This window comes from Streptomyces sp. NPDC005423 (assembly GCF_040606415.1).
In the GTDB taxonomy this organism is placed as follows: domain Bacteria; phylum Actinomycetota; class Actinomycetes; order Streptomycetales; family Streptomycetaceae; genus Streptomyces.
Window position 1 is genome coordinate 88,337 of the sequence record NZ_JBEXET010000029.1, and the last position, 11,475, is coordinate 99,811.

The 11,475-nt window shown below is 66.9% G+C and carries 7 protein-coding genes and 1 tRNA gene; 3 read left to right on the forward strand and 5 right to left on the reverse strand.

Annotated elements, in window-relative coordinates:
- The first annotated feature begins 787 nt into the window (after window positions 1–787).
- On the forward strand, window positions 788–5,851 hold the full coding sequence (locus ABZT12_RS26765; RefSeq protein WP_356389158.1) for a LamG-like jellyroll fold domain-containing protein: 5,064 nt from the start codon (window positions 788–790) through the stop codon (window positions 5,849–5,851).
- 128 nt (window positions 5,852–5,979) lie between these two features.
- Here the strand turns inward: ABZT12_RS26765 and ABZT12_RS26770 are convergent, their stop codons facing one another.
- Complete coding sequence (locus tag ABZT12_RS26770; RefSeq protein ID WP_356389160.1) at window positions 5,980–6,189, reverse strand: integrase core domain-containing protein; 210 nt, start codon at window positions 6,187–6,189, stop codon at window positions 5,980–5,982.
- A gap of 368 nt (window positions 6,190–6,557) precedes the next feature.
- On the opposite strand from ABZT12_RS26770, the gene ABZT12_RS26775 reads away from it, so the two are divergent.
- Complete coding sequence (locus tag ABZT12_RS26775; protein ID WP_356389162.1) at window positions 6,558–7,859, forward strand: hypothetical protein; 1,302 nt, start codon at window positions 6,558–6,560, stop codon at window positions 7,857–7,859.
- Here ABZT12_RS26775 and ABZT12_RS26780 read toward each other — a convergent pair.
- The 3 genes from ABZT12_RS26780 to ABZT12_RS26790 form a co-directional block, all read right to left on the reverse strand.
- Window positions 7,781–8,869, reverse strand: coding sequence for a tyrosine-type recombinase/integrase (locus ABZT12_RS26780; RefSeq protein WP_356389164.1), 1,089 nt, complete (start codon window positions 8,867–8,869; stop codon window positions 7,781–7,783). The genes ABZT12_RS26775 and ABZT12_RS26780 overlap by 79 nt on opposite strands.
- A gap of 66 nt (window positions 8,870–8,935) precedes the next feature.
- Window positions 8,936–9,142, reverse strand: a complete 207-nt coding sequence (locus ABZT12_RS26785) for a helix-turn-helix domain-containing protein (protein WP_356389167.1) — start codon at window positions 9,140–9,142, stop codon at window positions 8,936–8,938.
- A gap of 229 nt (window positions 9,143–9,371) precedes the next feature.
- Entirely contained in the window at window positions 9,372–9,989 is a 618-nt protein-coding gene (locus ABZT12_RS26790) for a tyrosine-type recombinase/integrase (RefSeq protein WP_356389169.1), read from the reverse strand.
- 231 nt (window positions 9,990–10,220) lie between these two features.
- Here ABZT12_RS26790 and ABZT12_RS26795 point away from each other — a divergent pair.
- Window positions 10,221–10,340, forward strand: a tRNA-Arg gene (locus ABZT12_RS26795).
- A gap of 261 nt (window positions 10,341–10,601) precedes the next feature.
- On the opposite strand, the gene ABZT12_RS26800 is transcribed toward ABZT12_RS26795, so the two are convergent.
- Window positions 10,602–11,475 (reverse strand): site-specific integrase (locus ABZT12_RS26800; RefSeq protein WP_356389171.1); only part of this gene is annotated, 874 nt, incomplete at its 5' end.

Consider the following 11,475-nt stretch of genomic DNA (forward strand, 5'->3'; position numbering starts at 1 on the left):
CCCCGTCTTGGCGGCCGGCCACGCCGTCCGGGTCGGTACCGCCGTGTGTCGGGTGGCACCGGAGAGGCGAACGCTCCTGTGCGCAACAGGCTTCAGGCCCGTTACAGACTTGCCGAGGTCCGCCTTCGGCTTCGCGGCCGTAGTGGACGTGGTGGACGGTGTCAGCGCGGTCGCTGTCGATCCGAAGGCCAGGCTCAGGCACAGGGACCAGGCCAGTACCGCGGCCCACCCGATCAGAAGCCTCCCGGCCGTGCGCCGGTATCGAGCCTTTACCACTCCGCTGTTTCCGCGCAACCGTCTACCGGACACGGCTTCCCCCTCGCCCATGACGACATGCCGAAATATCGAACGACCACCTGCACCTATTGCTGCTGCGGTGATTGCTCCCCGACGAAAAGAAGTACATGAAGGTTCAATCCAAATGAATAATGAGTTAGGAAAGAACCCGCCCAAGAAGATGACCAAACTTCAACAGAAGTGGACATCCAAGGCGTACACGTGCCGTGATCTGGGTCACACAATCGCACGTGTGGCCATTAAATCCTCATACCGTGGCGCGATCCGGCCACGCTCAACGCCGCTCCGAGCTCCACTCCACGGCGGCTGAGCGCCTCGGCAGACGACGAAAACCGCCGAGGCAATTTTGCGAGACATTGACCCTCACGCGAGGTCGTTCAGTGTGGGCCGGGGGTAAGTAGTGCGGTTTTTTCCATCAGCATGAATAATTGGGGGAAAGAAAATGCAAAACAATTCGCGGACGTCCCTGCCCCGTTCCTGGGCGCGCCGCATGATTGTCGGCACAGCCGTCCTGGCCGTCTCGGGCGCCCTGGGGCTTCCCGGTATCGCTGAAGCGGCCACGTCGGCGTCTCACGCCAGCGCAGCCGGCCGCCCTTCGGCCGGCGTTTCCCCGGGGCTGAGTGAGGATCAGGCCCTGGCGAAGGCACGCGCCTCCGGCAAGCCGGTCCAGGCGACGGCCGCGACGACGGCCTCCTCCACCCTCACCGCGAACCCGAACGGCACGCTGACGCTCAGACAGACCATCGCCCCGGTGCGCAAGCTGGTGCACGGAAGATGGAAGAGCCTGGATCCGACGCTCGTGCGTCAGGCGGACGGCACCATCTCCCCCAAGGTGTCGACCAGTTCCCTCCTGCTGTCAGGGGGCAGCCCGGATGCCCCGCTGGCCGCCATGCGGGCCGGCGACGGAGCCCTGGCGGTGTCCTTGCCCCACGGGTTCACGCTGGGAACACCTTCTCTCTCGGGCGCCACCGCTACATATCACAGCGTGCTGCCTGATGTGGATCTCGCTGTGACCGCTCAGGACACCGGCGGGTTCAGCGAGGTGCTGGTCGTCAAGAACGCCACCGCCGCGGCGAATCCCGCGCTCGCCGACCTGAGTCTGTCCACCAAGGCCACCGGAGTGACCCTGGCCAGCGACACGGCCGGCGACATCACCGCCAGGGACCGCCACGGACGCACCGTCTTCTCCGCCACTGCCCCCACCATGTGGGACTCCGGCCGTGCCGCCGCGAGCACACCCAAGGCGACCAACCCCCAGACCGGCCAGAGCGTCGACATCCGCACCGGCGACCCGGTCAGCTCCAGCCCTGCCTCCCCCGGAACGGCCGCCCGTACCACCAGCCTGAAGGCCGCCTACCACGCCGGGAAGATCCGGCTCTCGCCCGACCACCAGTTGCTGACGGGCAAGGACACCGCCTACCCCGTCTACATCGACCCCACCTTCACCGCCTCCGGACAGACCGACACCGTCCAGGCGTGGGCGTACGTCGACAACGAGTGGCCCGACACCTCGTTCTGGAAGCCGGCCGCCTCCACCCCCGGCCCCCTGCACGTCGGATACACCGACTGGACCTCCGACGTCTCCACCAACCGGGCCTTCTACCAGACCAGCATCCACAGCGGCGTCTGGGGCGCCGATGACGTGATCAGCTCCAACATTTCCTTCTACGAGAACTGGTCGGCTTCCTGCACCAAGAAGGAAGTCGACCTGTACTGGACCGGATCGATCACCTCCAGCACCACCTGGAACAACCAGCCCAGTCGGCTCAAACTGCTCGACTCCCAGTCCGCCGCCCACGGCTGGTCCACCTCCTGCGGACCTGCTGACGTCACCTTCGACATCAAGTCGCTGATGGAACAAGCCGCCGCCGGCAAATATTCAAAGGCCACCTTCGAGCTGAAAGCCGCCGACGAAAGCGACGACCTGGCCTGGAAGCAGTTCAGCAAGCAGGCCACCATCACCACCACCTACGACCACACCCCCAACACCCCCACCAACCTGACCACCAGCCCGGCCACCAGCTGCACCGCCACCACCCCCACCACTCTGGGCCTGGGCGACGTCACCCTGCGCGCCGGAGTGTCCGACCCGGACGGCACCACCAGCCCGCTCACGGCGAACTTCACCTTGAAGAACATGTCGAGCGGCACCACCTATGCCCGAGCCATCAACGCGACCAGCGGCACCACCACAAGCACCCTCTACTCGCACACCAGTACCTCCGGGCCCTTCCAGGCACTCACAGCGAAAACAGAGTTCGCCTGGTATCTCACCGTCACTGACCAACATCTGACGAGTAGCCAGTCGAAGACCTGTCACTTCTATTACGACCCCACCGCCCCCGGCGCCCCCACCATCGCCTCGGCCCCCTCCACCACCAGCCAGTGCCCGGAGCTCACCGACAGCCCCTCAGGTGACAGCCTGTGCACGGTCGGCACGGCCGCCGGCTTCACCGTGACGGACACCAACACCACGACCTCGCCCGGCAGTTACCGCTACCAGCTCAACGGCGGCAACCCGGTCAGCGTCACCCCAGCGAGTTCCAGCCCCTACACCGCCACCATCTCGCTGAAGCCGACCACACAGACCAACGTCCTGACCGTCACCGCCGTCGCCAGTAGCGGGAACATTGGTGACACCTACAACTACCGCTTCATTGCCAACGCCCCCACCACAGCGACCAGCGACGACCTCAACGGCGACGGCAACGCCGACCTGCTGCCCCTCGGCGGCCAGAACTCGCTGCCCGCCGGACTATGGCAGGCCGCCGGAACGGGAACCGGGAAGGTGAACGCCGTCGCCCGCAACATCGGTATCGACGGCAACGGCGTCTCCACCACCAACCACACGGCCACATCCTTCACCGGCACCCAGGTCATCACCGGCCACTTCGCCAGCGCCACCGGTTTCACCGACGTTCTCGACTACAGCTACGACACCTCCGCAGTGTCAGCCAGTGCCGAGATCCTGCGCGGAACCGGCGACGGAAGCCCCCTCGACCCCAACGGCGGCATCCCAGCAGCAGGCGACTCCACCGCTGCCTTCAGCCGCTCCGTCAGCACAACCGCTGACGACGGCAGCACCACCTCAACCACCGCCTTCGCCACATCCATCGCCAACGGCGGCGGTCTGTACAACTATGCAGTCAGCGACACCAACGGTGACGGCACGTTCGATCCCACGGCCATGACCGGCTTCTCAGACCTGCTCATGGTCATCGACGGCTCGCTCTACCTGTCACCCGACAGCAACCAGCCCGGCGGCTACAACGGCGCCGACGCCGCCACCGACCTGGCCGACTACAACCCCTACTGCCTCGCCCAGAACACCAGCACCACCACCAACTGCACCACCGGCTGGAGCGGCTGGACCATCACCAGCACCCTGCTGAACGGACTGCCCGCGGTATTCGCCCGCGACACCAGCACCAGCGGCCCCTCTGCCGGACAGCTGTGGTACCTCAGCCCCGACAACCTGACGAAACTCGCCGACGACGCGATCAACAACCTCGTCATAGACACCACGCTCACCTCCGTCGAAGCCGCCACCAGCGGCTGGGACTCCGCCAAACAGCCCACCCTCCAGGCCGCCGACATCAACAACGACGGCACACCCGACCTGTGGACCACCAGCAGCACCGGAACCGTTACTGCCCATGAGATGACCCTGTCGGGCACCACCGCCACCTTGACGACCGGCGCTGCCCAGGCTCTCAGCACCGACACCCACGACTGGCCCCTCAACGACTACGACACCACCGCCCTGACCGCCGACGACGCGGCCACCACCGCGGTCCCCCTCACCGGCACCAGCGGCGTCACCGCGCCCACCGGCGGCCTGTTCGACCCCGACGTCGCCCTCGACTCCACCGACCACGACTACCTGCAGGGCAGCAAAGCCCTGGACCTGACCAAGTCCTTCACCGTGTCCCTCTGGGCCGATCCCACCGCCTACGGCGGCGCAGTCCTCTCGCAGAGCGGCAGCGCGGACTCAGGAATCCTGCTCATCCCCACCACCGACGGCTGGCAGTTCAGCCTCAACACCGGCGCGGGCACCGCATGGAGCTTCGACACCATCACCGGCGGCACCGTCCACCTCGGCACCTGGGCCCACCTGACCGCCACCTACGACAAGACCACCGGCGTGATGAACCTCTACGTCGACGACGTCTGCGTCACCACCGGCAACCACACCGCCCCCACCACCGGAGCCACCGGCAACTTCCAGCTCGGCGACGACTGGCACACCAGCGCCCGCGCCGACTACTTCACCGGTGAACTCGCCCGCGTCCAGACCTGGACCGGCGCCGTCGTACCCCCCGCCCAGCCCTACACCCCCGCCGGATACCACCAGGCCGTCACCCCCACCCGCATCCTCGACACCCGCTCCAGCAACGGCCTGACCTACACCAGCGGCATCACCGCCGGCACCAGCACCGTCGCGACCGACTCCATCACCCATCTGAAGATCGCGGGCGACACGGTCACCTCCCCGGTTAGCGGCGCACCCACCACCATCCCGGCCTCGGTCACCGCCGTCGCCGTGGACGTGACCGCCACCGCACAGACCGACGGCGGCTACGTCACCACCTACGCCGACGGCACCCAGCGCCCCAAGACCTCATCCACCAACTTCACCGCGTCCACCACGGCAACCGGCTACCAGATCGTCCCGGTCGGCAACGACGGCAAGATCGACCTCTACACCCACATCAACACCACCGGCGGCACCGCAGCCCTCATCGTTGACGTCACCGGCTACTTCATCAGCGATGCCACCGTCACCGGCGACCAGACCTACACCCCGCTCACCAGCGCGGTCCGCGCCCTGGACACCCGCTCCAGCATCGCCCACACCAGCCTGACCACCACCGGCACCGTGGCAGCCGACAAGACCTTCACCCTTCAGATCACCGGCCTCAACGGCATCCCCAGCAACGCGACCGCCGTCGCCATCAACCTCGCCGCCGCCGACGCCACCGGCACCGGCTACCTCCAGACCTACGCCACCGGATACACCCCCACCGCAGCTACCAGCCTCAGCTTCAACAGCGGCAACGCCATCGCCTCACTCTCCGGCGACGTCCCCATCGGCACCTCCGGAACCATCACCATCGCCGTCCACGCCAGCGCCACCGCCGTCCTCGCCGACATCTCCGGCTACTACACCACCAGCACCAACGGCCAGAAATTCCACACCATCAACCCCACCCGCCTCGTCGACACCCGCAGCGGTATCGGCGGAACCACCGCCCCCGTCGCCGCCAACAGCACCTACACCCTCACCCCCACCATCACCCAGCACGTCACCACGGCCACCACACCCACCATCGCCGCCATGGTCACCATCACCGGACCCACCGCCGGCGGCAACGCCACCGTCTACCCCACCAGCACCGGCAAACCCGCCACCAGCAACATCAACTGGGGCACCGGCGACACCATCGCCAACCTCACCCTCACTCCCACCGACACCAGCGGATCCATCACCCTCTACAACAGCAGCACCGGCACCACCGACCTCGTCATCGACTCCAGCGGCTACTACACCTGACACACTCCACCGCACTGACCTCGAAGGGCTGGCCCCGCAACAACGGGAGCTGGCCCTTCGGCACTCCTCCAACACGGTGACAATCCAAACTGAGCTGTCCCGAGTTCGTAGAGTCCGGTGATCTTGTTTCAGGCGGACTGCGGGGTGGGTTCCTGTTGTCGCCACCAGGCGCGTTCATACTCGGCGGGCGGTACGTAGTCGAGGGCGGAGTGGAGCCGCTCCTCATTGTACCAGCTGACCCATTGGAAGATCACCCGCTCAACCTGGTCGACGTCCCGCCAAGGGCCCTGCATTTCGATCAGCTCAGCCTTGAAGGTTCCGTTCAGCGCCTCGGCCATCGCGTTGTCATAGCTGTCGGCGACCGAGCCGACCGAGGCCGAAGCCCCGATCTCGGACAGCCTCTCGGTATACCGGATTGATACGTGAAGTGCGCGTTGACGGAGCCGCAGGTCGACCTGCTCCGCGAGGTCGCGGCTGCTTCCAGTGCGATGCCCATTCCACCTGCCCGGACGCAGACATCCTGGGCTCTGGAGCAGCGGGGCCTGGTCAGACGGACCTGGCGCGGCAGCGGTCACACCGCCGTGGTCACTGCGGACGGCGCTACTTCCTCAAGCACGGCAAGCATCCCCGGCAGGTCCAGGCCGAGAGGGAACGACTGGAGGGCGATGCCGCCCAGGTCGCGCGAGCTCCGGCCGATGGAGCCGAGTTGATCTCCCGCCTGCAGGCAGCCCTGGGGAAGGTCACGGTTCCTGATCCTGCTGTGCAGACCCGAGGCCGGTGGCGAGCGGCGTACTACGACGCGCTCCATCAGGGGCATGTGCCGGCAGGGCATAAGCTGTGGTGGAACGGCCGCCAGCGCGGCCATTGTGTCTTCACGCTGGTTGACGAGGAGGCCGAGAAGGCTGCCCAGCCTCCTCCGGTTCCGGCCGTAGAGGTGTCGGAGACCCTGGATCGCCCTCATCGTCTCGTTCGTGCGACGCGCAAGGTCCTCGGCTGGTCCCAGAGCTTGGTCGACACCCGGGGCACGCCGGACGTCATCCCGCTGTACTTGTCGCGTCCGCTCGCCGACCGGGCTCTGCGGATCATGCACGCACTGTTCAGCGAGGCCGAGAACCGCGGATACACGGTGGAGACCCAGACCGACCTGAGGCACGGTGAAGCCGATCACACGCTGGCGATCATGATCCGGGGCCGGGCCTTTCCTCTCGTTCTCACGGGGCGGACGACCAAGGTCCCGCACGAGCCGACCCCGCAGGAGCTCCGCCAGCGGGAGCGCAACCCCTGGACGCGCCTTCCCAAGTACGACGAGGAGTTCAACGGCCGCCTCACCCTCGGCGCGCCCACCGGGAGCTGGTACCAGCACTCGTACTCCTACAGCGACGGTGCCCGGTGGACTCTGGAGTCTCGGCTGGAACACCTCCTGCAAGATCTCGAACGCCTCGCAGGGGAAGCCGAACGCCGGGAGCGGGAGAAGGAATTGCGCGAGACCGAGCAGCGGCGGCGCTGGTACGGGGCCGTCGCAATGGCTCGCGAGCAGCAGATCGAGGAGCACCGGGCGACGGTATTGACCGGGCAGATTAGGGCCTGGCGGCAGGCCGCCGAGATCCGCACCTTCTGCCAGGCCGCCCGCGCCCGAGCCGAGGGCGCACCGGTTGCGACGGCCGAGGCGGACTGGCTGGAGTGGGCCGAGGCGCACGCGGAACAACTCGACCCTCTCCAAGGCCGCTTGTGCACCCCGCCGGACCCGCCCGCCGGGCGGGAGGTGCAGCGTGAATTGGCGAAGTCGATGCCTACGCCTACCCGTGGCCGTTCGACACCGACGGCCGCTGGACTCTTCCTCACGACCGGCCAACCGACCCGCCTCCGTGACCCGGACCTGTCCAACCGGGAAACGACTTCGCCCTGTCCGGGAAGGACAGGGCGAAGGGCTTATGCGGCGATGGTGAGCGGGGTTTCCATGCGTTCCCAGGCTCCGAGGACGGCCTTGTGGGCGTCCGGCTGGAGGTGAGCGTAGCGCTGGGTGGTCTGGAAGCTCTCGTGGCCGAGGAGGTGCTGGACCTCGTACAGCGAGACTCCCTTCTGGACCAGCCACGAGGCGCAGGTGTGGCGCATGGAGTGGGGCGGGTAGTGCGGGACAAGCTGCAGCTCGCCGTCGTCGCCGAAGTGGTAGGCGGCCTCGACGGCAGGCCACCAGGTCTGCCGGCGCCAGTTACTGTCGGCGAGCCGGCGCCCGGAGCGGCCCTTGGTGATGGTGGTGAACACCACCGCGTCGCGGTCGAGCCGGTGGATATGGCGTTCGAGGGCCTCCAGGACGTGGGACGGGAGCGGGACCTCCCGACGGCTCTTGGAACTCTTGGGGTACTCCTTGATGCCGCTCTTGGAGTTGACCTCCACCACGAACAGGCGCGAGCGGCGCGTGTCGATGCGGTGGCGGTGCAGGCCGGAGAGTTCTCCCCAGCGCAGTCCGGTATAGAAGCCGAGCAGGCACATCGTCCGCCAGGCGGGGGCGAGTCCGTCGAGGATGCTCTGCGCCTGGTCGGGCGTGAACCACTGCGGCGGTTTGACCGCGATGGGCGGCAGATCGATGCTGCGGCACGGGCTCACCGCGATCACATCGTCGTCGACCGCCGCGCGCATGATGGACGACATGAGGTTGTAGGCCCGCTTGATCGCGGCAGGGCCTGCGCCCTTCTCGACCAGGGAGCGGATCCAGCTCTGGGCGTCCATGCGGGTGATGGCCCGCATTTCCCAGTCCGCCCAGTAGGGCATGACGTGGTTCTTGATGCTGGACCCGTCGCCCTGGAGGGTGTGAGGTTCGACGATGCGGGCGTTCCACCATCGGTCGTGCCACTCCCGGAACGCGATCTCGCCGGCCCGCGGGTCGCGCATGCCTCCGCGAGCGAACTGGGTCTCCAGCTCGATACCCCAGGCCCGCGCCTGGGCCTTGAGGGGGAAGGACTCGCTGAACCGGTCTCCGGCCCGGTTGCGTACGGTCGCCTGCCACTTGCCGGACTTCAATTTGCGCAGGTACGCGGTACTACTCCTTCGTTCGGGAAGGGTGAGGGCCGGGCTGGTGGCGAGGGATCACCGGCGGGGGCGTGGGGTAGCAACCAGCCTGCTGGCGATGAACTCCTCCAGACCGGCGGCGGGGACGCGGACGCGGGAACGTTCCGTTCCGGTGCGCAGATCGACGACGGGGAGGTGTCCCGCGGCGATGAAGCGGTAGACGGTGCGGCGGTCGACGTCCAGGGCGGCGGCGACAGCGGGGATGGATAGCAAATGGGCAGGCATGCGCGAGTCCTCGGAAACAGAGGGGGAAAGGCCAAGCAGGCGAATTGATTCAGCCGGGCTGTCGGCGGTCCACGACGCAGGTCAACTGGCCCTACCAGGGCAGTGGGACCAGATCACCGAGGGGCCGAGCCATGTGACACAGCCGCGTGAGGCGTGGACCGCCGACGTTCGAGATGCATGCGGCGCTGCTCCCGCGCTCGGATCGTGAGTCGGAGCGCGGGACGGGAAACTACCGCTCGGGAATGCCCGGAAGGCGGAGGATCTCTTCCAGGTGGTCCCAGTCGATCTCGATGTCTTCCAGCCTGAAGCGGTGCGGGTACCGCAACGCAATCCAACTGGCACTCACGCCAGCGAACTCAGCGACGCCCCATGCAGGAACACCCGCCCCGAGCCAGCGGTCCAGACAGGAGTCGCGCAGGCTGGAGACCTGCTTCCCCAAGCCCGCTTGCACCTCGTCCGGGCTCAATACCGCTTGGCGAGCCTGCCTCCACGCCCTCTTGTACTCAGAGGACGCCAACGGCCCACCCTGCTCAGCCGGGAACAGCAGATCTTCGGCTTCCAAATCTGCCTCGTCGATCCAGCGCCTCAGCACACCCACGATGTCCGGGGAGACAGGAACCCTCCGGCCCTCGCCTGCACGGACCAGCACCTCCCCGAACTCCCCGTCCGGGAGCGTCACGTCGTGCACCCGAACCGAGGCCGCTTCGCCCGGCGACAGCGCGGTGCCCGCCATAGAGGCGAGGAAGGGGAATACCGCTCCCGGAGATTCCGCCTGGATCCATTCCAGAAGGGCGCGGACGTGGTCCGCAGAGAGCAAGGACGATTCATCTATTGCGGGCTGCGACAAGCTACTTGACTCCTTGCACTAGGCATCGGGACGCGTCAGCGTCCCCGGGTCATTCAATGGTCCGGAGAAGCGCCGGTTTGGCCAACCGGCGATCGTCGGCTATGTTGCGCCCGCGACGCACCTCTCGCGGACCCGGTTGATGCGCAGATAGCAGGTTCTACTTTCCGAGGACCGCTCTAGGTTTGCTTCCTTCGCCGAGTTAATCCAGCCCGTACGGGACTTAACGTGTCTGCCGTCGGCGAACCGGCACAGAACCACCCATACCTGCACCTCGGCGGCCAAGAAGCACGAGAACAGAGCAGGCGCCTTCTAAGCGCTTGGCCGCAGGTTCGAGTCCTGCCGGGGGCGCCACCGACCTCGCGCCATATAGACCGTATTTTGCCTGGTCAGGCTGTGTCTGACCTCCGCACAATTCCAGCGTACGCCGGACCGCCGAGCGGCGTGGGAGTCCGGCTGACACCGGCTGAAACTGGGTTTCTACGGGTGTCTGTCCCCCATGCGTCCCCCAGCTCCACCACCCAGACGCATCCAAGGGATGTATGTCGAGCAACGCCGAAGGGCGGTGTGGGACCCCATCCGCGGAGGTCCCACACCGCCCTTCTCGCATCCGGTTTACCCGGCCTTGCCGACATACCTGACGTCGTAGATCTGCTTCAGGTAGTTGTCCCGCTGACCGATGATGCACCGCGCATAGATGGCCAGGAGCACGGGCACGCTGTTCCCGGCCCACTCGGCAACCTGGGCCGGGGGTATGCCCTTGTTTAGCCACGCGGTGAGGCAGGTGTGGCGGCAGTCGTACACGCGCTTACCCGCAGGCGACTTGTACTCGTGGGGCTGGAGGACCTCCTCTCGGGCTTTGATCCAAACCCGTCGGAACACCGAGCCCGCCAGCCTGCCGCCGAACTCTCCGGGGAAGAGGAGGTCGGTCGGCTTGAGCTTGTACTGGACGATGGCCTCGCGAAGGAAGGCGACGAGGTCAGGATGGATGGGCACAGTCCGGGTGTCGCCCTCCGCTCGCCCCTTCAGATCACGGTCATCGTGGGGCTCTCCGCTGTCGGTCCATTGGCTGCCGACCTCCGGCCGGGCGCTGTGGACGATGAACTCACCCCAGCCCGTTTCGGGCAGCGTGGCGTCGCTCACGTGAAGCGCGACGGCTTCCTCCGGGCGGAGACCGGCGTAGCAGAGGGTCGCGAAGAAGGCTCGATAGAGGGGCCCCCGCCGCAGAGGCCGCTTGCCGATCCAATCGAGTAGCGCAGTGACCTGCTCCGGGTTCAGCAGCGAGCGCTTGTCGATAGCCTGAGCGACCTTGGGGGCACCCCCTCCACTACCCTTGCCCTTCGGCAGGGGATTCTGGCGGAGGATGCCGTGGCGGACGGCGTACTCCATTGCCAGGTTCATGATCCGCCGGTTACGGGACACAGAGCTGGCCGCTGCGGCAGTGCCGTCCAGCAGCGTTCCGAGAGCAGAGACGACCATGTCGACTGGG

What these genes read in the sequence shown, in the direction of transcription:
- ABZT12_RS26765 (WP_356389158.1), top strand. Translation starts at nt 788, where the DNA reads ATGATTGTCGGCACAGCCGTCCTGGCCGTCTCGGGCGCCCTGGGGCTT.
- ABZT12_RS26770 (WP_356389160.1), bottom strand. Translation starts at nt 6,189, where the DNA reads ATGGCCGAGGCGCTGAACGGAACCTTCAAGGCTGAGCTGATCGAAATG.
- ABZT12_RS26785 (WP_356389167.1), bottom strand. Translation starts at nt 9,142, where the DNA reads ATGCCTGCCCATTTGCTATCCATCCCCGCTGTCGCCGCCGCCCTGGAC.